This is a genomic window from Aeromonas sp. 159 (genome assembly GCF_963862045.1).
Taxonomy (GTDB): domain Bacteria; phylum Pseudomonadota; class Gammaproteobacteria; order Enterobacterales; family Aeromonadaceae; genus Aeromonas; species Aeromonas veronii.
The window spans coordinates 1-19,179 of record NZ_CAWLMI010000091.1; the positions used below are offsets into that span (position 1 = coordinate 1).

The 19,179-nt window shown below is 58.3% G+C and carries 18 protein-coding genes and 1 other annotated feature; of the genes, 11 read left to right on the forward strand and 7 right to left on the reverse strand.

What is annotated here, in order from left to right; all coding sequences use genetic code 11:
• Nucleotides 1-90: 90 nt before the first annotated feature.
• The 3 genes from tsaB to AACR14_RS14995 all read right to left on the reverse strand — a co-directional run bounded on the left by tsaB (nucleotide 91) and on the right by AACR14_RS14995 (nucleotide 3,115).
• Nucleotides 91-792, reverse strand: a complete 702-nt coding sequence (tsaB, locus tag AACR14_RS14985) for a tRNA (adenosine(37)-N6)-threonylcarbamoyltransferase complex dimerization subunit type 1 TsaB (protein ID WP_019446750.1) — start codon at nucleotides 790-792, stop codon at nucleotides 91-93.
• A 90-nt stretch (nucleotides 793-882) separates the two neighbouring features.
• On the reverse strand, nucleotides 883-2,802 hold the full coding sequence (locus AACR14_RS14990; protein ID WP_005345619.1) for an ATP-dependent DNA helicase: 1,920 nt from the start codon (nucleotides 2,800-2,802) through the stop codon (nucleotides 883-885).
• Nucleotides 2,803-2,869: 67 nt separating this feature from the next.
• Nucleotides 2,870-3,115 (reverse strand): hypothetical protein, encoded by a 246-nt coding sequence (locus tag AACR14_RS14995; RefSeq protein ID WP_005352171.1) that lies wholly within the window; start codon nucleotides 3,113-3,115, stop codon nucleotides 2,870-2,872.
• A 187-nt stretch (nucleotides 3,116-3,302) separates the two neighbouring features.
• Nucleotides 3,303-3,431: a sequence feature (His leader region), on the forward strand.
• Nucleotides 3,432-3,455: 24 nt separating this feature from the next.
• Here AACR14_RS14995 and hisG point away from each other — a divergent pair.
• The 8 genes from hisG to hisIE are packed head-to-tail and all read left to right on the forward strand — an operon-like array spanning nucleotide 3,456 to nucleotide 10,724.
• On the forward strand, nucleotides 3,456-4,352 hold the full coding sequence (gene hisG / locus AACR14_RS15000) for an ATP phosphoribosyltransferase (protein WP_019446751.1): 897 nt from the start codon (nucleotides 3,456-3,458) through the stop codon (nucleotides 4,350-4,352).
• Between the two features lie 12 nt (nucleotides 4,353-4,364).
• Nucleotides 4,365-5,690 carry a histidinol dehydrogenase gene (gene hisD / locus AACR14_RS15005; protein ID WP_019446752.1) on the forward strand — a complete coding sequence of 442 codons (1,326 nt, stop codon included), beginning with the start codon at nucleotides 4,365-4,367 and terminating at the stop codon, nucleotides 5,688-5,690.
• A complete protein-coding gene (hisC, locus tag AACR14_RS15010) occupies nucleotides 5,687-6,757 on the forward strand; it encodes a histidinol-phosphate transaminase (protein ID WP_019446753.1) in 1,071 nt (356 codons plus the stop codon). The genes hisD and hisC overlap by 4 nt, the downstream gene beginning before the upstream one ends.
• 15 nt (nucleotides 6,758-6,772) lie before the next feature.
• Entirely contained in the window at nucleotides 6,773-7,897 is a 1,125-nt protein-coding gene (gene hisB / locus AACR14_RS15015) for a bifunctional histidinol-phosphatase/imidazoleglycerol-phosphate dehydratase HisB (RefSeq protein ID WP_019446754.1), read from the forward strand.
• Nucleotides 7,897-8,538 carry an imidazole glycerol phosphate synthase subunit HisH gene (gene hisH, locus AACR14_RS15020; RefSeq protein ID WP_019446755.1) on the forward strand — a complete coding sequence of 214 codons (642 nt, stop codon included), beginning with the start codon at nucleotides 7,897-7,899 and terminating at the stop codon, nucleotides 8,536-8,538. Before hisB ends, hisH begins: the two co-directional genes overlap by 1 nt.
• A 5-nt stretch (nucleotides 8,539-8,543) precedes the next feature.
• Nucleotides 8,544-9,305, forward strand: coding sequence for a 1-(5-phosphoribosyl)-5-[(5-phosphoribosylamino)methylideneamino]imidazole-4-carboxamide isomerase (gene hisA, locus AACR14_RS15025; protein ID WP_019446756.1), 762 nt, complete (start codon nucleotides 8,544-8,546; stop codon nucleotides 9,303-9,305).
• Nucleotides 9,305-10,078 carry an imidazole glycerol phosphate synthase subunit HisF gene (gene hisF / locus AACR14_RS15030; RefSeq protein ID WP_019446757.1) on the forward strand — a complete coding sequence of 258 codons (774 nt, stop codon included), beginning with the start codon at nucleotides 9,305-9,307 and terminating at the stop codon, nucleotides 10,076-10,078. The genes hisA and hisF overlap by 1 nt, the downstream gene beginning before the upstream one ends.
• On the forward strand, nucleotides 10,071-10,724 hold the full coding sequence (gene hisIE, locus AACR14_RS15035; RefSeq protein ID WP_019446758.1) for a bifunctional phosphoribosyl-AMP cyclohydrolase/phosphoribosyl-ATP diphosphatase HisIE: 654 nt from the start codon (nucleotides 10,071-10,073) through the stop codon (nucleotides 10,722-10,724). The genes hisF and hisIE overlap by 8 nt, the downstream gene beginning before the upstream one ends.
• Before the next feature lie 66 nt (nucleotides 10,725-10,790).
• Here hisIE and AACR14_RS15040 read toward each other — a convergent pair whose 3' ends face one another.
• The gene (locus AACR14_RS15040) at nucleotides 10,791-12,305 is read right to left on the reverse strand and encodes a KAP family P-loop NTPase fold protein (RefSeq protein ID WP_019446759.1); all 1,515 of its coding nucleotides are present in this window, start codon (nucleotides 12,303-12,305) and stop codon (nucleotides 10,791-10,793) included.
• A gap of 354 nt (nucleotides 12,306-12,659) precedes the next feature.
• Between AACR14_RS15040 and AACR14_RS15045 the strand changes: the two genes are divergently transcribed.
• The gene (locus tag AACR14_RS15045; RefSeq protein WP_019446760.1) at nucleotides 12,660-13,949 is read left to right on the forward strand and encodes a sensor domain-containing diguanylate cyclase; all 1,290 of its coding nucleotides are present in this window, start codon (nucleotides 12,660-12,662) and stop codon (nucleotides 13,947-13,949) included.
• A gap of 86 nt (nucleotides 13,950-14,035) precedes the next feature.
• On the opposite strand, the gene AACR14_RS15050 is transcribed toward AACR14_RS15045, so the two are convergent.
• On the reverse strand, nucleotides 14,036-15,658 hold the full coding sequence (locus AACR14_RS15050) for an acyl-CoA synthetase (protein ID WP_019446761.1): 1,623 nt from the start codon (nucleotides 15,656-15,658) through the stop codon (nucleotides 14,036-14,038).
• A 669-nt stretch (nucleotides 15,659-16,327) separates the two neighbouring features.
• Here AACR14_RS15050 and AACR14_RS15055 point away from each other — a divergent pair.
• The gene (locus AACR14_RS15055) at nucleotides 16,328-17,854 is read left to right on the forward strand and encodes a YfcC family protein (RefSeq protein WP_019446762.1); all 1,527 of its coding nucleotides are present in this window, start codon (nucleotides 16,328-16,330) and stop codon (nucleotides 17,852-17,854) included.
• Nucleotides 17,855-17,916: 62 nt separating this feature from the next.
• Here the strand turns inward: AACR14_RS15055 and AACR14_RS15060 are convergent, their stop codons facing one another.
• Both AACR14_RS15060 and AACR14_RS15065 read right to left on the reverse strand, forming a co-directional pair.
• Nucleotides 17,917-18,105, reverse strand: a complete 189-nt coding sequence (locus AACR14_RS15060) for a hypothetical protein (protein ID WP_005345660.1) — start codon at nucleotides 18,103-18,105, stop codon at nucleotides 17,917-17,919.
• Between the two features lie 254 nt (nucleotides 18,106-18,359).
• Complete coding sequence (locus AACR14_RS15065; RefSeq protein ID WP_156808837.1) at nucleotides 18,360-18,521, reverse strand: hypothetical protein; 162 nt, start codon at nucleotides 18,519-18,521, stop codon at nucleotides 18,360-18,362.
• Between the two features lie 85 nt (nucleotides 18,522-18,606).
• Here AACR14_RS15065 and AACR14_RS15070 point away from each other — a divergent pair, with 85 nt between their 5' ends.
• Nucleotides 18,607-19,146: a glycine zipper 2TM domain-containing protein gene (locus AACR14_RS15070; RefSeq protein WP_026035120.1), complete on the forward strand. Its 540-nt coding sequence runs from the start codon at nucleotides 18,607-18,609 to the stop codon at nucleotides 19,144-19,146.
• The last annotated feature ends 33 nt before the right edge of the window (nucleotides 19,147-19,179 follow it).

The window sequence follows — 19,179 nt, forward strand, 5'->3', positions numbered from 1 at the left end:
CTCTCCTGTTGCCGGCGTGGCCCGTCGGGCCACCCGCTTATATTGCAGCTGATGAGCGGCAAGAGCGACATGCTGTCAGTGCTCCTGCCCTTATTCGCGACCCGGCAGTTTTTTCCAGGTCACCTTGTCACGCAAATAGACCGGCGTCGCCTGCTCCACCGGCACAGCCTCCCCCGCCAGCCAGGCGGCGCGGGCCAGCGGCAGCATGTCCTCTGCCGCCGGGAAGCGCACCTGGCTCACCGCCAGCTCATCGGCCAGACCACTCAGGGTCTCGCCATAGGTTTCAAAACCGGTGCCGACGCAGGTCACAGGGCCCGCCAGCTTGCCACGGACGTCAACCAGTGCCGCGGGCTCACTCACCACCTCGTCCCCCACCAACTGCATGCGGCCATCAATTAGCTCATAGCGGCCGAAATAGACCTCGTTCATCCGCGCATCGATGGCGGTCAGCACCTGCTCGGCGCCATCCAGTCGATAGGCACCTTGCGCCATGGCGGCCAGGGTCGAGATGCCAATCAGCGGCACACCTGCACCAAACGCCAGACCTTGCGCCACACTGATGCCGATCCGCACGCCGGTAAAGGAGCCCGGACCACGGCCGAACGCGATGGCATCGAGGTCACTCAAACTTATCCCGGCATCCGCCAACACAGCCTGAACCATGGGCAGGATTTTTCGGGTGTGATCCCGTGGCGCCTCCTCCCAGCGGGAGAACAGCTTGTCACCCACCAGCAAGGCGGCGGAGCAGGCTTCGGTGGCGGTATCAACGGCCAGGATCTTCAACTCATTCATGCTTTCCAATCTCTATAAAATCAGTCAATTACATAACCGGCAAGCGAGATATGCTCACCCGTTGTTCAAATCTGTTAGCTCGCGGCACACTTATTCACCGCGTTCAGTGCGATCGAAAAAACTCCCCAACGTTCCCAACTCCCGGGTGCGAGGGATGGCGGGCAGACTCTTGATAAAGGTGGCGCCGTAAGGCTTGTTGACCATTCGGGGATCACAGATCACCAGTACACCGTGATCACTGCGATCACGAATAAGCCGCCCCACCCCCTGTTTGAGGGCAATCACCGCCTTGGGCAACTGCAGCTCGGCGAAGGGATCACCCCCCTTGAGCTTGCAATCATCCACCCGCGCCTTGAGCAGCGGATCATCAGGGCTGGCAAACGGCAGTTTGTCGATGATAACACACGACAACGCCGCCCCTCGCACGTCGATCCCCTCCCAGAAACTGCTGGTCGCCACCAGCACAGCGCGGCCATTCTCGACAAACTCCTTGAGCAGCCGCTGCTTGTTGTCCTCCCCCTGCAACAAGACGGTGCGGCCAATCTCCCGGCGCAGCACCTCGGCCACCTGGCGCATCACCTGATGGCTGGTGCAGAGGAAGAAACAGCCCCCCGGCGTCTTGTTGATGAGGGGGATCATCAGATTGGCCAACTGCTCGCCACGACCAAAGGCGTTGGGCTCCGGCAGATAACGGGGCACACAGAGCCGCGCCTGCTCGCCATAGTCGAACGGGCTGTCGAGGATCAGCTCAGCACTGCCCGCCAGTCCCAGCTCGGCCTTGAAGTGGTCAAAACGCATATCCACCGTCAGAGTGGCGGAGGTAAAGACCCAGGCTACTTCCGGTCTTTGCACCTCGGCACTGAATCGCTCGGCCACCGAGAGCGGCGTCAGATTGAGGGTGAAATGAAGCCGTGAGCAGTCATACCAGTAGGAGAAACCAGTCTGGTTGACCGCCAGCACTTCACCCAGGCGGGTGCGCAGTTCACTGATTCGTTCGAAGGCGTGATCCAGCTGCTCGCCCCGGCCGAGAGCCAGTTTCAGCACCTCGTAGCAAAGTCCGATGGCATCGTTAAGACGAGCCAAAGCCTGCCCCCAAAGCGGCTGGCGCAGCATGTCGCGGGTATTACCACGACCGCCATCCACCCCGAAGGCGAGACGCAAGTCCTGACTGGCGATAGCGAGCCGGTCCGCCGCCTTGCCGAGCTGGGCCATGTCGTGGGCCTCTGCCCGATAGGCCAGCTGGATATCCTGCGCCAGATCCTGAATCGTTCGGCTGCCTACCGACTTGCCGAAGTAGTTGGTGGCGATCTCCGGCAGCTGGTGCGCCTCGTCAAAGACATAGACTTGCGCTTCGGGAACCAACTCACCAAATCCGGTGTCTTTCACCGCCATATCGGCGAAGAAGAGGTGGTGGTTGATCACCACCACCTGTGCGTCCATGGCGCGGCGTCGTGCCACCACCAGATGGCAGTCGTCGTAATAGGGGCAGTCGCGACCGAGGCAGTTATCGTTGGTGCTGGTGACGTGGGCGAGGATCTCGGCGTTCTCCTGCAATCCCGGAATATCCCCCACATCGCCGTTATCGGTAGCAGTGGACCAGGATTTGACCTTCACCAGATCGTTGAGAATTTCAGGCTTTTGCAGATGGGATTCGCTCAAGAGCCGGTTCATCCGCTCGATGCAGAGATAGTTGCTGCGCCCTTTGAGCAAGGCCACCGGCGGGGTGTAGGAGAGCGCCCCTGTGATGGTCGGGAGATCCCGATAGAAGAGCTGCTCCTGCAGGTTCTTGGAGCCGGTGCTGATCACTACCCGCTTGCCGGACTCCAGCGCAGGCACCAAATAGGCGTAGGTCTTGCCGGTACCGGTCCCCGCCTCCACCAGCAGACGGCCACCACTTTTGATGGCGCGCGCGACCGCTTCGGCCATCTCCAGTTGGGGAGCGCGGGCTTTGAAACCGTCGATATGGCTGGCCAGAGGGCCATCTGGCTTGAACAGGGTCTGGATGGTCAAAAGGGCGTCCCGCAGCAAAAGCGGCCATTATGCCAAAAGCGCGGCAAAAGCGGGACAGATAATCTGCCTAGACGAACAGATCGATCTGATGCTCGGGGTCCGGCTTGTGATCGTCCTCCTCCGCCTTGGGCTGATCACGCTTGGCGGGCGTGCTATACGCCTGCTGGCGCTGCTGGGAGTCACTGTTGTCAGTGCTGGTCTTGCGCAGCTGGTGCTTTTTGCTGATCTGGTTCACTTCCCGCTTGATCTCTTCGCTGCCGGGCGCGGCAGGCGCCCGGGGCAAAATGGGGAACAACAGGTCCTGGCTGGGCATGATGGCGACTCCTGCAGGGGTTATTGTCTAGTTATCGACCAGAAAACCGTTTTCGCCACTTTAATCGATCAAATCACAATTTCGGGTTGCATTTTCTGTCAAGGCAGGTAGTTTAAATCAGGCGTCAATTACGACATCTTATTTTGTAAAGGATTGATTACATGAAGTTCGCCACCCTGAAGACTCATCACCACCATCATCATCCCGACTAGTCTTTCAGGAGGTTGACTGCTGGAAGACACTTAACTGGTGACTTCCAAAAGGACCGCAAGATTCATAAACCCTCGGAAGCACCCACTTCCGAGGGTTTTTTCGTTTTTGACTAGAAGGAAATAGAGCAATGGAAACACAACGTCTGCGTATCGCCATGCAAAAGTCCGGTCGTCTGAGCCAGGACTCCCAAGCCCTGTTCAAGAGCTGTGGCCTGAAAATCAACCTGCGCGAGCAGCGCCTTATCGCCCATGTCGAGAACATGCCCATCGATATCCTGCGGGTGCGTGATGACGACATCCCGGGTCTGGTGATGGAAGGGGTGGTCGACCTTGGCATCATCGGCGAGAACGTGCTGGAAGAGGTGCAGCTTATTCGTGCCTCCCAAGGCCTCCCCTTCGAGGTCAAAACCCTCAAGCAGCTGGACTTTGGTGGCTGCCGCCTTTCGCTGGCGGTGCCGGAAGATGTGAACTACACAGGACCTGCGAGCCTTGCCGGCAAGCGCATCGCCACCTCCTATCCCGGGCTGCTCAAGCGCTTCTTTGACGACAAGGGGCTCGGCTTCAAGAGCGTGATGCTGGGTGGCTCGGTGGAAGTGGCGCCGCGCGCGGGTCTCGCCGATGCCATCTGCGATCTGGTCTCCACCGGTGCAACCCTGGAAGCCAATGGCCTCAAAGAGGTGGAGGTGATCTACCGCTCCAAGGCAGTGCTGGTACAGGCCCCCAACCCCTTGTCCGATGCCAAGCAACAACTCATCGACAAATTGCTGCCCCGCATTCAGGGGATGCAGCAGGCCCGCGAGAGCAAGTACATCATGCTGCACGCCCCCAAAGACAAGCTCGATGCCATCACCGATCTGCTGCCGGGTGCCGAGCGCCCCACCATCATGCAGCTGGCCGGTGACACCAATCAGGTGGCCCTGCACGTCGTCTCCAGCGAGACCCTGTTCTGGGAGACCATGGAGCAGCTCAAGGCCCTCGGTGCCAGCTCCATTCTGGTGCTGCCCATCGAAAAAATGATGGAATAAGGAAGGGATATCATGCAGACCCTGATCTGGAAGACCCTCTCCCCTGCCCAGCAGGCCGACGTGCTGACCCGCCCCGCCCTCAATGACGAGGCCGATATCGGCGCCGTGGTCAAAGAGATTATCGCCGCGGTACGCAGCCGTGGCGACGAGGCCCTGCGCGAGCTGAGCCTGCGCTTCGAGCGCGCCCCCCGTGAGCAGTTGCGCGTCAGCGAAGCCGAAATCGAGGAAGCCTGCGCACGACTGGATGACGAGATAAAAAGCGCCATCGAAGCGGCCATTGCCAATATTCGCACCTTCCATGCCGCGCAACTGCAGCCAGTGGTGCGAGTGGAAACCCAGCCCGGGGTGGTGTGCGAGCTGCGCACCCAACCCATCAGTCGGGTCGGCCTCTATGTGCCGGGGGGCAGCGCACCGCTCCCCTCCACCGTGATGATGCTGGCCATTCCGGCACGCTTAGCCGGTTGCCGTGAAGTGGTGCTCTGTACCCCGTCCCCCGCCAGCGACGAGATCCTGTTTGCCGCCCGCGCCTGCGGCGTCGAGAAGGTGTTCGCCATCGGCGGTGCCCAGGCCATCGCCGCCATGGCGTACGGCACCGAGAGCATCCCCAAGGTGGACAAAATCTTCGGCCCGGGCAACGCCTATGTGACCGAAGCCAAGGGCCAGGTATCCCGCGACTGGCGCGGCGCCGCCATCGACATGCCGGCCGGCCCCTCCGAGGTGCTAGTCATTGCCGACGAGAGCGCCAACCCCGCCTTCGTGGCAGCAGATCTGCTCTCCCAAGCCGAGCATGGCCCCGACAGTCAGGTGGTGCTGGTGACCACCTCACCACTGCTGGCCGATGCCATCGCTGGCGAAATCAAGAGCCAGCTGGCCAAGTTGAGCCGCCGGGATATCGCCGCGCAGGCGCTCGGCAGCAGTCTGGTGATCCTCTGTGACGATCTGACCGAAGCGTGTGCCATCTCCAACGCCTACGCGCCGGAACACCTGATCGTGCAGACCCGCGCTCCCCGTGATCTACTGGATCAGCTTGAGAATGCCGGCTCCATCTTTCTGGGGGCATGGACACCCGAGTCGGTCGGCGATTACGCCAGCGGCACCAATCACACCCTGCCAACTTATGGCTATGCCCGCACCTGCTCGAGCCTTGGCCTCGCCGATTATCAGCGCCGCTACACGGTGCAGGAGCTAAGCGCCGATGGTATTCGCGGCCTTGGCCCTATCGTCGAGCGCATTGCTCAGGCCGAGGGGCTCGATGGCCACAAAAATGCCGTCACCCTCAGGTTGAATGCCCTGGCCACCGCGCCCCAACCAACAGCACAGCAGAAGGATTTGTCATGAGCATTGCCAATCTGGCGCGCCGCGTGGTGCGGGCCCTCACTCCTTATCAATCCGCCCGCCGCATCGGCGGCAAGGGCCACGTCTGGCTCAACGCCAACGAAGCGCCGCTGGCCTATCCCTTCACCATTGAGGGGAGCCGCCTCAACCGCTACCCCGAGTGCCAACCGGCCGAGGTGGTGAACGGCTATGCCGCCTACGCCGGGGTTAATCCGGATCAGGTGCTGGTGAGCCGCGGCGCCGACGAGGCCATCGAGCTCTTGATCCGCACCTTTTGCGAAGCGGGTGAAGATCAGATCCTCATCTGTCCGCCCACCTACGGCATGTACGCCATCAGCGCCGAGACCTGCGGCGTAGGTATCGTCGAGCAGCCGCTGACCGCCAGCCGTCAGCCTGACTGGCCCGCCATTGCCGATCGCCTCAGCGATGTGAAGCTGGTCTTTCTCTGCTCCCCCAACAACCCCACAGGGGATCTGGTGGGTCGCGACGGTCTTATCGCTTTGCTGGAGAAAGCCCGGGATCGCGCCATCGTGGTGGTGGACGAGGCCTATATCGAGTTCTGCCCGGAAGCGTCCGTGGTGGACCTGCTGGCCCGCTTCCCCAATCTGGTGGTGACCCGCACCCTCTCCAAAGCTTTTGCCCTGGCGGGGATCCGCTGCGGCTTTACGCTGGCAAGCCCCGAGGTGATCGCCATGCTGGCCAAGGTGATCGCCCCCTATCCCATCCCCGAGCCCATCGCCCAGATCGCGGCGCAGGCCCTCTCCCCCATGGGGCTGGAGCTGATGCGCGAGCGAGTGATGGAGCTCAACAAGCAAAAAGCCACCTTCAAGGCAGAGCTGGCCAAGCTTGCCTGCGTGAAGGAAGTATTCGAGGACAAGGGTAACTTCGTGCTGGTGCGCTTTGTGGATGGCGCCGCCGTCTTTGCTGCCATGAAGGCCGCCGGCATCATACTGCGGGATTTCTCGACCAAACCCGGCCTTGATAACAGCATTCGCGTCACCATCGGCTATCAGGGCGAGATGGATGCCGTGCTGGCCGTACTGCGTGATCTGCCCTCTCCCACTTTGTAAGACAAGGATGTAGCGATGAAGACCCCGTTTTTGTTTATCGACCGCGACGGCACCCTGATTGAAGAGCCGGTGACCGACAAGCAGGTGGATAGCCTCGCCAAACTGCGCTTCGAGCCCATGGTCATTCCGGTGCTGCGCGAGTTGCAGGCCGCTGGCTACGTGCTGGTGATGGTGACCAACCAGGATGGGCTGGGTACCGCCAGCCTGCCGCTGGAGAACTTCCAGCCACCCCACGACCTGATGATGCACCTCTTTGAATCGCAAGGGGTGAAGTGGGAACAGGTGCTGATCTGCCCGCACTTCCCTACCGACGGCTGTAGCTGCCGCAAGCCTCACCTCGGGCTGGTAAAGGAGTATCTCGCCTCCGGTCGCATCGACTTTGCCAACTCCTTCGTGATTGGCGATCGCCAGACCGATCTGCAACTCGCCGAGAATATGGGTATTGGCGGCATTCGCTACCACCCACAGGATCACGACTGGCTCGCCATCCGTGATCAGCTGTTGTCCAAGGGGCGCGTAGCCTCGGTGGAGCGTTACACCAAGGAGACCCGCATTCAGGTAGCGGTGGATTTGGACCCTTCTGCCACAAACAAGAGCGGCGGCAACCAGATCGCCACCGGTATCGGCTTCTTTGATCACATGCTGGATCAAATTGCCACCCACGCCGGTTTTCAGCTCAAGCTGAACGTCAGCGGCGATCTGCATATTGACGATCACCACACGGTAGAGGATGTGGGGCTGGCCCTCGGCCAGGCGCTGCGTCAGGCCCTTGGCAACAAGCGCGGCATCGGTCGCTTCGGCTTCGTGCTGGCAATGGACGAGGTGCAGGCGGTAATCGATGCGCGCCCGCTGACCGAGCAGGAGGTGGGCACAGCGCTGGACTTGAGCGGTCGCCCCTACTTCGTGTTTGACTGCCCGAGCGGCTTTGGCCGCGACAACGTGGGCGAGATGGCCACCGAGATGGTGCCCCACTTCTTCCGCTCGCTGTCGGACGCCATGGCCATAACCCTGCAGATGAAGGTGGGCAGCGGCAACACCCACCATCAGGTGGAGGCACTGTTCAAAGGCTTTGGCCGCGCCCTGCGTCAGGCCATCCGGGTGGAAGGGAGCGAGCTTCCCTCCAGCAAGGGAGTGCTGTGATGGATGTAAGCAAGCAGAAGCTGATCATTATCGATACCGGCTGCGCTAACCTGGCCTCGGTCAGAATGGCGTTCGAGCGCCTCGGCGTGCAGCCGCTGGTTTCCAGCGTGGCGGCCGATATCGAGCAGGCGGATAAGCTGATCCTGCCCGGTGTCGGCACCGCGGTGGCCGCCATGAAGAACCTAAACGAGCGCGGGCTGGTACCGCTCATTCGCGCCGCCAAGCAGCCGCTGCTGGGCTTTTGCCTCGGCATGCAGATGCTGGCGGAGGCTTCCGAAGAGAGCATGGGTACGGATGACTCGTCAGAGCGCCTTATCGACTGCCTTGGCATAGTGCCGGGCAAGATCCGGCTGATGGAGGTGGACAATTTGCGCCTGCCCCATATGGGCTGGAACCAGATTGAGCATGACGAGAGCCATCCTCTGCTCAAGGGGATCCCGAGCGGCAGCTACTTCTATTTCGTTCACTCCTATGCGCTGGAGGTGACCGACGCGACGCTGGCGACCTGCGACTATGGCCAGCCGTTTACCGCCATCGTCGGTGGGGTTGCAGAGCACAGCAACTTCTTTGGCGCCCAATTCCACCCGGAGCGCTCAGGCGCAGCCGGTGCCCGTTTGCTGCAAAATTTTCTGGAGCTGTGACTAGCATGATCATTCCCGCAATTGACCTTATCAACGGTCAGGTAGTTCGCCTCTATCAGGGGGACTACGAACAGAAGACCGAATACAGCAGCAGCCCGCAGGCCCGCTTCGATGAATATGTCTCCCAGGGGGCGGTGCAGCTCCATCTGGTGGATCTGGACGGTGCCAAGGATGCCAAGGCGCGCCAGCTGCCCCTGCTGACCCAACTGCTGTCAGCTACCGAAGCGCCGGTTCAAGTTGGCGGTGGCGTACGCACCGAACAGGATGTGGCAGACCTCTTGGCCGCCGGTGCCAGCCGGGTGGTGATTGGCTCCACCGCCGTCAAATCCCCGGATCTGGTGGCCAGCTGGATGGAGAAATATGGCCCCGAGCAGATCGTGCTGGCGCTGGACGTCAATATCGATGAGCAGGGCAATCGCCATATCGCGGTAGCAGGCTGGCAGGAGAACAGCGGAGTGACCATCGAGGCGCTGATCGAGCGCTTCCTCCCCGCCGGGCTCAAACATGTGCTCTGCACCGACATCAGCCGTGACGGCACCCTGGCTGGCACCAACGTCGAGCTCTATCGGGATCTCTGCGCCCGCTACCCGAGCGTCGCCTTTCAGGCCTCCGGCGGCATTGGCGGCATCGCGGATATCGAGGCGCTCAAGGGCTCCGGCGTCAAGGGGATCATCCTTGGCCGCTCCCTGCTGGAGGGCAAGTTCTCGGTAGGTGACGCCATCGCCTGCTGGCAAGCCCCCGCAGCCGATACCACAGGAGGCAACTGATGCTGGCAAGACGCATTATCCCCTGCCTCGACGTGAAAGATGGCGTGGTGGTCAAAGGGGTGCAATTTCGCAACCACGAGGTGATGGGCGGCATTGTCGAGCTGGCGCGCCGCTACGCCGAAGAGGGCGCTGACGAGCTGGTGTTCTATGATATCACCGCCTCCAGCGATGCGCGGGTAGTGGACAAGAGCTGGGTAAGCCGGGTAGCGGAGGTGATCGATATCCCCTTCTGCGTCGCCGGTGGCATCAAAAGCGTGGAAGACGCCCGCCAGATCCTCGAATTTGGCGCCGACAAGGTCTCCATCAACTCTCCTGCCCTTGCCGACCCGACACTTATCAGCCGACTGGCCGAGCGCTTTGGCGTGCAGTGCGTGGTGGTGGGCATTGACTCCTACTTCGATGCCGAGACGGGCCACTATCAGGTCAAACAGTTTACCGGTGACGAGAGCCGCACCCGCACCACCGCCTGGCACACTCTCGACTGGGTACAGGAGGTGCAAAAGCGCGGCGCGGGCGAAATCGTGCTGAACGTGATGAATCAGGACGGCATGCGTCAGGGTTATGATCTCGACCAGCTCAAGCTGGTGCGCAGCGTCTGCAAGGTGCCGCTGATCGCCTCCGGCGGCGCCGGTGCCATGGCGCACTTTCGCGATGCCTTTACCCTCGCCGATGTGGACGGAGCGCTGGCCGCCTCTGTGTTCCACAAGGGCCTTATCCCCATTCCCGAATTGAAACGCTGGCTGAAAACCGAAGGAGTCGCCATCCGTGAATAACTTCTCTGAAAATGCACAAACAACCGCCAGCGCCCGCCCCCTTGCCGAGCAGCTCGACTGGGAAAAGTGTGACGGCATGATCCCCGCCATCGTCCAGCACGCCGCCAGCGGCGAGGTGCTGATGCAGGGCTTTATGACCCGCGAGGCGCTGGAGAAGACCCAGACCACCGGTCAGGTCACCTTCTTTAGCCGCAGCAAACAGCGACTGTGGACCAAGGGTGAAAGCTCGGGCCATGTGCTCAAACTCGTGGCCATCAGCACCGACTGCGATCAGGACTCTCTGCTGATCGCCGCCAACCCCGTCGGCCCCACCTGCCACAAAGGGACAACCTCCTGCTTTAACGGCCACCCGCTGCCACCACTCGGTTTTCTGGCAGAGCTGGAGCAGGTGCTGGCCGCCCGCAAAGGGGCCGATCCGGCCACCAGCTACACCGCCAGCCTCTATGGCAAAGGCACCAAGCGCATCGCCCAGAAGGTCGGTGAGGAAGGTGTCGAAGTGGCGCTGGCCGCCATGGCCAAGGATCGGGAAGAGCTCATCAACGAATCCGCCGATCTGCTCTACCACCTGACCGTGCTACTGCAAAACGAAGGGCTGGGATTACAGGATGTCGTTCAGCGGCTTTATGAGCGGCACAATATGGCATGATGCATATAGAGCAATAGTTGAAATTTTGGCTAGGGGATAAATATCCCCTAACCAAATTAAAACTTATCACTTAAATAAAGTTGCTAACGCGAGCAGATTATAATAGCCAGAAATATCTATTTTATTTTCCACTTCAAGCTTTGCTTTGAGCAGGGTTAAACCAAGTTCTTTATTTTTGTAGTTAGGGTTAGCTGAGATATTCTTATTCACTTCAATTAGCACATCTTCGGCTGCAACTTTAAATCCTCCTCCATTCTCCAAGATATCAATCTTGGCAGAGAAGAAGTCATAAAAACTAGCATTGAAAACATATTCACCAACTTTATTTTCAACTGTCCTCTTGCCGACTTTTCGAGGGAAATTGAACACCTCAAAGTCGGAGCCAAAGATTCCTAGTGTATTTATTTTTACTTTAACAAAACCTAAACTTAAGAGTCCCGTCTTTATTGACTCAATAGTCTCGCGACAACATTTTATAAGCTGCTCCTGCCTTATTGTTTCACCTTTACTTTTAGCGATTATGATTGCCATCAAAAACATGTCTGGCTTTCGGTCATCCGATGTATGATGGCATGTAGAAATTAACCGTTGCAATAGACTTTGCACATCTCTGAGCTGTAATTCGAAGATCGGTATTATCAATGACAAAAGTTCGCTAAACTGTTCAAACGAGAAGTTATCATCAACATGACTTATGTATGATGATTCATACAGCCCTTTCAACAAAAACAATATATAATTGAACAACGTTGGTTTTGGCAGCTCGTAACGTTCTGTAAAAAATCTTTCTAAGTATTTAAAGGCATGAAATTCATCCCCATAGATAACTTTGATGGCATGCTGCAACTGCTCAGTATCTGTTGCCAGTACAAAAACCACGCCTTTAATATCAAAGATATGCTTGATAGTCTCCAGCATTTCCACTGCATAGGAGGGACGGCAGCGATCCAGTTCATCAATCAAAATAAAGGCGGGATAATCCAGCTCTCCATTACCTAAAGCAACAGCCCCTTCCACCCATTGCCGTATCTCTTGTTTAAGATACTGGATAGATTCATATCGATCTTTCTGATTGCTGCACAAAGCATCGACCAGTTGATTGGCATCATCCCCTTCCAGAGAAAAATCATCTTCTTCCAATCCAGCCTTCTTGATTGCCGCTTTCAATGCCAGTTTGCCGCCGACCTTAAATAATCCAAGCAGCCGCTTACGCATTCCTTCTGGAATCGGGTTTTCTTTTCCCGCAATCATTTTTAACTGGTCGATAATCGACGAAATAACCGTCAATAAAGGATCATCGGAAAAATCCTGCTGCCAAGCATCGATATAGACGGTGGGATAGTGCGCTTTCAGCTCCATATACCAGCGCTTGATAAACCAGGTTTTACCCGCCCCCCATTCGGCATTGAGGTTGAGCACATAGTTGCGTTGCTTGCCTTCGGCGGCGAGGTAGTTGGTCAGAAACTCGGCATAGCGGGCGCGATCCAGACGATCGGCACTCAAGATCTCTTCGCTACCCGCAATGGCCCCCGGTCCGTCCCACTGAACTGTGTCATCCCAATTAAACGGTGCCACTGCCATCTCGTATCTCTCCATATTGCGTTGCTGAGGATGATATCAAGGACACAGTGAAAATAGTTTGATTAAAGACCTGTTTGTTGCCCTTTCTGCCGTTCGGAGTGGCGTATTTGACTACCGGGCAATTTCTCTGCTGCTGGCCCACAAAACTGGGTCGATACAGGGGAAACGGTTATCTGAACAGCCACGGACTCAGTTGATTTCCTTTGACCACACCAACGATGACAATCGTGTGACATGGCGCAGATCCTGCGGAAATAAACGCGAAACATGGCCTGTGAAGTGCTTAATTTAAACCGTTGGTACATATATTCGCGCTGTATACAACGATGCCCTTAACCAAGGATGGTTAGCCCCATGAAGGATGAGCCCTTCTCTATCCAGTTACAGCATGAGCTGGATCACCTCAAAGCCATCTTCAACGAGACGGACGCCTACATGTTCACCAAGGATCTGGCGGGCCGTTACACCTATGCCAATCAGGCGGTGCTGGATCTCTTTGGCTGCACCCTCGTCGAGTTGCAGGGGCAGGATGATCGGGCTTTTTTTGATCTCGAATTCTCGGATGCGATTCAGCGCAACGACCAACTGGTACTGGAGCAGCAGCTTGCCCTCGCCCAGGAGGAGGTCAACTACCTCAAAACCACCGGGGAAAAGCGCTGCTACTGGACTGTCAAAAAGCCCATGTATGACAGGGATGGCAACCTGATCGGCCTGTGCGGCATCTCCACCGATATCACCGAACACAAGCTGATTGAAGCGCGGCTGGCGGAGCAGCACCAGTTGCTGGAGCTCATCCTCGCCAATGTCGATGCCCATATCTATATGAAGGACAGCCTGCACCGCTTTCTCTACGTCAACCAAAAGGTCGCCGATCTGCTGGGCCTTCCTGCCGAGCAGATCATCAATCGGCGCGATGATGAGGTGATCCCGGCTGCCAGCGCCTGCCAGCTGTGGCGACTGGACAACCGGGTATTCGAAACCGGCGAGCTGCAAGCCGGGGAAGAGATGCTGACCGATCCCGAAGGAAATCAGCACTACTACTGGTCGGTCAAGGTGCCCTTTCTGCTGGGGGATGGCACCCCCACCCTGATCGGTATCTCCTCCGACATTACCGAACTGCACCAGCTCAAGGAGCAGCTGCACCAACAGTCGGTGCGCGATGGCCTCACCGGTCTCTACAACCGCCGTTTCTTTTTCGAGATGTGCGAGAAGAACCTCAGTCTGGACATGCGCCACCACCTCACCTCGGTGCTGATGGTGCTGGATGTGGATCAGTTCAAGTGCATCAACGATCGCTTCGGTCATCCCCTTGGGGATAGCGCGCTGATGCATCTGGGCAGGGTGATGCAATCGGTGCTGCGCAGCGAAGATGTGCTGGCCCGCATCGGCGGTGACGAGTTTGCCATCTTGCTGCCCAACACCCCCCTCTCGGCCGCCGCATCCCTGGCCGAGCGACTGCGCCTGCAGGTGATGCAAAGCCCGCTGCCCCTGCCCGATGGAGATAAGCTGGTCATCACCATCAGCGCAGGACTGGTGGAAAATGGCGAAGGGGAGCTGATGGAGAGCCTCTACGCCCGCGCCGATCAGATGCTCTATCAGGCTAAACAGAGCGGCCGCAACTGCGTCGCCTGCAAGACCCCCTAGCCATACAACGGGAGGGACAGCAGCCCTCCAACTCCCTCGAATCTCCCTTCTATGAAAGTCTGTGCTGGCTCCTTATGAACAGACTGCTAACCCAGCTGTTTGCGCAGCACGAATTTTTGCACCTTGCCGGTCGAGGTTTTCGGCAGCGGGGTGAAGATGATGCGTTTGGGGGCCTTGAAGTGGGCCATCTGCTCACGACAAAAGGCGATCAGCTCCGCCTGGGTAGTCTCTCGCCCCTCTTTCAGTTTCACGAAGGCGCAGGGCACCTCCCCCCACTTCTCATCGGGCATGGCGATCACCGCCGCTTCGTCCACATCGGGATGGCGATAGAGCACATCTTCCACCTCCAGACTGGAGATATTCTCCCCGCCGGAGATGATGATGTCTTTGGATCTGTCCTTGATCTCCACATAACCATCCGGGTGCCACACCGCCAGATCGCCACTGCGAAACCACCCCTCCGCCATCGCCTCGGCGCTGGCCGCCGGATTTTTCAGATACCCCTTCATCACCACATTACCGCGCAGCACTATCTCCCCCATGGTTTTGCCATCTTTGGCTACCGGCTCGCCACTGACCGGATTGATAACCCGCATCTCCCCCTGCAGAGGCGACGCAACACCCTGCCGCGCCTTGAGGCGGGAGAGCGCCGTGGCATCCTGACCTTGCCAGCTTCTTTGCGGTTCGCACAACACGCAGGGCCCATAGGTTTCGGTGAGGCCATAGACGTGGGTCACGGCGATCCCCATCGCCTCCATACCGGCGATCACGGTGGCGGGGGGCGCAGCGCCAGCGGTCATCACCTTGATGGGGTGATCCAGCCCCTGCTTGAGCGCCGGATCGGCATTGTTGAGCATATTGAGCACGATGGGCGCCGCGCAAAAATGGCTCACCTTGTGCTCGTGCAGCGCCTCATAAATGGCGGCGGCCTGCACATGACGCAGGCAGACGCTCACCCCGGCGGTGGCCGCCAGCGTCCAGGGGAAACACCAGCCGTTGCAGTGAAACATCGGCAAGGTCCAGAGATAGACGGGATGTTTGGGCAGCTCCCAGGAGAGCACATTGTTGATGGCGTTGAGGTGGGCGCCGCGATGGTGATAGACCACCCCCTTGGGATTGCCGGTGGTGCCGGAGGTGTAGTTAAGGGAGATGGCCTGCCACTCATCTTGCGGCAGCCAGCCGGGCTCATCGCCGTTACCAGTGGCAATAAAGGCCTCATAGGTCAGTTCACTGACAAGCGCCCCTTCCCGGTAGAGGGGATCGTCGATGGCGATGACCAGCGGTTGGCTCTCCAGCAGATCCAGTGCCTTGCGCACCACAGGGCCAAACTCCCTGTCCACCAGCACCACCTTGCTCTGGGCATGCTGGAAGATAAAGGCCATCGACTCGGCATCGAGCCGGGTATTGAGGGTGTTCAGCACGGCGCCGCTCATGGGCACCCCGAAGTGTGCTTCAAACATCGCCGGGATATTGGGCGCAACGATGGAGACGGTATCCCCCTCCCCGATGTCGTGAAGCCGCAGGGCCGAGGCCAGCTGGCGGCAACGGCGGGCAGTCTCGCCCCAGCTCTGGCGCAGCGGGCCGTGGATCAGCGCCGGATAGTCGGGATAGACCCGCTCCGCCCGCCCCAGAAAGCTGATGGGGGTCAGGGCCTCGAAATTGGCGGCGGTTTTGGCAAGGTCGCGCTCATAGATGTTCTGCACTGTCATCGGATTCCTTCCTCACAAGTGGCACAAAACGGGCAGTTTCGGGATGATTCAGAGATCAGCAAGCGACATGGGCATCCTGCCCGTCACTGGTCTCTTATGGGGATGACAGCCTAACAGCGAGCCTGCAGCGGCAGGTATTAGCAAAACGTCTTAGACAGGGACAGCCTGCTGCCAACAGGGGCCCCCCTGTTTTCGTTTCAAAAAATATTTCGTTACGGAAAAGCGTGCCATTTTTTTCACAGGCTGTTCTTGGTGAATAACGAAAAATGACGATAGTGGAATATTATTCCGTCAAAGCTGATTTATATGTCATTTCATTCATCTCGGCACGCAATATTTTCATGGCCTTTATTTAAGGTAAACCGCGTAAAACGAAATCTGAAATAGTTATTGCACATAATAACTTTTATTTCATATCAGCTGTTACATCCATGACAAATAAATTTTGTGAGCCATCCCATAAAGCGAGCATGGCACCATGTTCATCCAGCCGCACACGGGTTACGGTTACAACGTGAAACAATCTACCGGATGTTCAATATCAGGCCAGATTTCTCGCCAATCACTACGCAATCCACAGTGAGTTTGCGTACCTTGGATGTATGACGCAGAAACCCTATCGACCCGATATTCCGCCGAGCCCAAACCTGCTTTATCAAGGAGCATTTTATGTGTGCCGTGCCGAATACCACACCACGCAGACAATTCCCTACTGCATTTACTATTCTGTTTCTTATTATGTTGCTGGCCATTGCGCTGACCTGGATAATTCCGGCTGGTGCCTATGCCAAGCTCTCTTATAATCCGGCCAGTGAAAGCCTGATGGTCAATAGCCCACAGGGGGAAATAAGCCGACTTCCCGCAACCCAGGATGCCCTGGCAAAACTCAATATCAATATTGCGGTGGAGCAATTTACAAACGGCACCATCCGCAAGCCCATTGCCATTCCCGGCACCTATGCCCGATTGGAGCAAGCGCCCAAGGGGTTCGGTGACGTGGCGGTCAGCATGGTCAAGGGCACCATAGAGGGGGCGGATATCATCGTCTTTATTCTGGTGCTCGGGGGGCTGATCGGCGTCATCAACAAGACAGGTGCCTTCAGTGCGGGGCTGGTCGCCCTCTCACACAAAACCCGGGGCAACGAGTTCCTGTTTGTGGCGCTGGTCTGCTTCGTGATGGCGCTGGGAGGCACCACCTGCGGACTGGAGGAAGAGGCGGTCGCCTTCTACCCCATACTGGTGCCCATCTTTCTGGCGCTCGGCTATGACTCCATCGTCTGCGTAGGGGCCATCTTCCTCGCCGCCTCCATGGGAACCACCTTCTCCACCATCAATCCCTTCTCGGTGGTGATCGCCTCCAATGCCGCCGGCATTCCCTTTACCGAGGGGCTGATCTTTCGCGCTATTGGCTGTCTGGTGGGCACCCTGGTAGTGATCAGTTATCTCTACTGGTACTGCAAGAAGATCAAGGCCAACCCGGCCTTCTCCTACACCTATGAGGACAGAGAGAGTTTTCGCGCCCGTTTTCTCAAAGAGGGCTCTATGGACGAAGGGGTGCCCTTCACCCTGCGCCGCAAGATCATTCTGACCCTGTTTATCCTCGCCTTCCCGCTGATGGTGTGGGGCGTCTCCATGGCCGGTTGGTGGTTCCCGCAGATGGCGGCCTCCTTCCTGACCATCGCCATCATCATCATTTTTATCTCGGGTCTCAAAGAGAAAGAGGCGGTCGAGGCCTTCACTCAGGGGGCGTCGGAGCTGGTAGCCGTCTCGCTCATCATCGGGCTGGCACGGGGGGTCAATCTGGTGCTGGATCAGGGGATGATCTCGGACACTATTCTGGCCTACGCCTCAGATCTGGTCTCCGGCATGCATGGCGCCGTGTTCGCGGTGGCGCAGATGCTGGTGTTCACCCTGCTGGGGCTGGTGGTGCCCTCCTCCTCGGGGCTCGCAGTGCTCTCCATGCCCATCATGGCGCCGCTGGCAGATACCGTGATGATCCCGCGCTATATCGTGGTGTCGGCCTACAACTGGGGCCAATACGCCATGCTGTTCCTGGCCCCCACCGGACTGGTGCTGGTCACTCTGCAGATGCTCGGCATCCAGTTCAACAAGTGGGTCAAGTTCGTGCTGCCCATGGTGGGCTTTGTGCTGGGATTTGGCGCCCTGATGCTGGTGGCGCAAGTGATGTTGGCCTGATAGGTCTGTGATACATGAGTGACAACACCCCGAGCCTGGCGCGGGGTGTTCTTTTGTCAGTCTTAGTGGCGAACCCGTCCCTGCTGGCGGAAGCAGTAGAGTTTAAGGCTGATGTCGGCGATATCGGCGGGAAGCTCCTCTCCCTGCTCGGCCAGGGGCCGGTAGAGGGATGAGAGCAGACGTTCGGCCTGCTGCACCGTGATGATGTTGGCCTGGATGGCCGGGGTGATCCAGCTGGGTAACATTGACATATCTCCCCCTCATTGATCCGATGATCTCGGGTTAACCTCTTCATTTCAGGTCTTACGCAGTTGTCTGCCGACCCGTTCACCCTCTGATTCACCCAATCAAAGCAAAATGCTTGCCGTGATCTCTTATCGGCTAACATCCGATGGAGCTGGAGCCATTTATCAACCACTTGCGTGGCCATCTCAACGAACAGAGCCCTTGCCCAAGGCCTCCCTTGACCTGTCCCCGTCAGCACTTTGCCACTCTGGCATTCTGCTCACCGCCCGCCTTGCAAATTGCGACTCGAATTGCTCCTTATCACATTGGCAAAGCCCGCCATGCGCCGGAAACTGGTCACTTTTAGTCCGTTGTCGCCAAAGTCCGACACTTTTTCATGGTGGCTGTTTTTTGACCTTGCCAGCGCCTGTCGCAGACCCATCCCCCTCGCCTTGTCCGGCCAACCGGTTATGACAAGATGGCGCCAGATTGGAACAGCCCGTATGGGTATGCAGGAGAACAACAAGATGAACAGATCCATGATGGCAGGTATCGGTATTGGCATCGCCTCGGCCCTGGCACTCTCGGCGGCGGCCAGCGGCTCCCTCTTTACACCCCAGCCCACCTTTGCCGAGGTGATCGCCAGCAAGCCGATCACCGAGACCATCAAGACTCCACGACAGGAGTGTCGCAACGTCACCGTGACCCACCGCAAGCCGGTACAGGATGAGCACAAGATCCTCGGCACCGTGGTGGGCGCAGCGCTGGGTGGCGTGGTTGGCCACCAGTTTGGCGGCGGCAGCGGCAAGAAGGTGGCCACTGCTGCAGGGGCCGTCGCGGGGGGTTATGCCGGTAATCAGGTGCAGGGCAATATGCAGGCGGGCGATACCTACACCACCACCGAGCAGCGCTGCAAAACCGTACAGGATACGAGCGTCAACACCATTGGTTATGACGTGACCTATCGCCTCGCAGGTCAGGAGGGGGTGATCCGCATGAAGCAAGCCCCGGGCGCCACCATTCCGGTCAAGGATGGCAAATTGGTGATCGACCAGCCAAAAGTGTGATTTCTCCTGACCCCACTCAGCAGCAGGCCCGCC

Excerpts from the sequence above, each read along its gene's own strand:
- hisF (WP_019446757.1), top strand. The coding sequence starts at position 9,305 with ATGCTGGCAAGACGCATTATCCCCTGCCTCGACGTGAAAGATGGCGTG.
- AACR14_RS15065 (WP_156808837.1), bottom strand. The coding sequence starts at position 18,521 with ATGGGTCTGCGACAGGCGCTGGCAAGGTCAAAAAACAGCCACCATGAA.
- hisC (WP_019446753.1), top strand. The coding sequence starts at position 5,687 with ATGAGCATTGCCAATCTGGCGCGCCGCGTGGTGCGGGCCCTCACTCCT.
- hisH (WP_019446755.1), top strand. The coding sequence starts at position 7,897 with ATGGATGTAAGCAAGCAGAAGCTGATCATTATCGATACCGGCTGCGCT.
- AACR14_RS15045 (WP_019446760.1), top strand. The coding sequence starts at position 12,660 with ATGAAGGATGAGCCCTTCTCTATCCAGTTACAGCATGAGCTGGATCAC.
- AACR14_RS15060 (WP_005345660.1), bottom strand. The coding sequence starts at position 18,105 with ATGTCAATGTTACCCAGCTGGATCACCCCGGCCATCCAGGCCAACATC.
- AACR14_RS15070 (WP_026035120.1), top strand. The coding sequence starts at position 18,607 with ATGAACAGATCCATGATGGCAGGTATCGGTATTGGCATCGCCTCGGCC.
- AACR14_RS14995 (WP_005352171.1), bottom strand. The coding sequence starts at position 3,115 with ATGCCCAGCCAGGACCTGTTGTTCCCCATTTTGCCCCGGGCGCCTGCC.
- tsaB (WP_019446750.1), bottom strand. The coding sequence starts at position 792 with ATGAATGAGTTGAAGATCCTGGCCGTTGATACCGCCACCGAAGCCTGC.
- hisG (WP_019446751.1), top strand. The coding sequence starts at position 3,456 with ATGGAAACACAACGTCTGCGTATCGCCATGCAAAAGTCCGGTCGTCTG.
- hisD (WP_019446752.1), top strand. The coding sequence starts at position 4,365 with ATGCAGACCCTGATCTGGAAGACCCTCTCCCCTGCCCAGCAGGCCGAC.
- hisA (WP_019446756.1), top strand. The coding sequence starts at position 8,544 with ATGATCATTCCCGCAATTGACCTTATCAACGGTCAGGTAGTTCGCCTC.
- AACR14_RS15040 (WP_019446759.1), bottom strand. The coding sequence starts at position 12,305 with ATGGCAGTGGCACCGTTTAATTGGGATGACACAGTTCAGTGGGACGGA.
- AACR14_RS15050 (WP_019446761.1), bottom strand. The coding sequence starts at position 15,658 with ATGACAGTGCAGAACATCTATGAGCGCGACCTTGCCAAAACCGCCGCC.
- AACR14_RS15055 (WP_019446762.1), top strand. The coding sequence starts at position 16,328 with ATGTGTGCCGTGCCGAATACCACACCACGCAGACAATTCCCTACTGCA.
- hisB (WP_019446754.1), top strand. The coding sequence starts at position 6,773 with ATGAAGACCCCGTTTTTGTTTATCGACCGCGACGGCACCCTGATTGAA.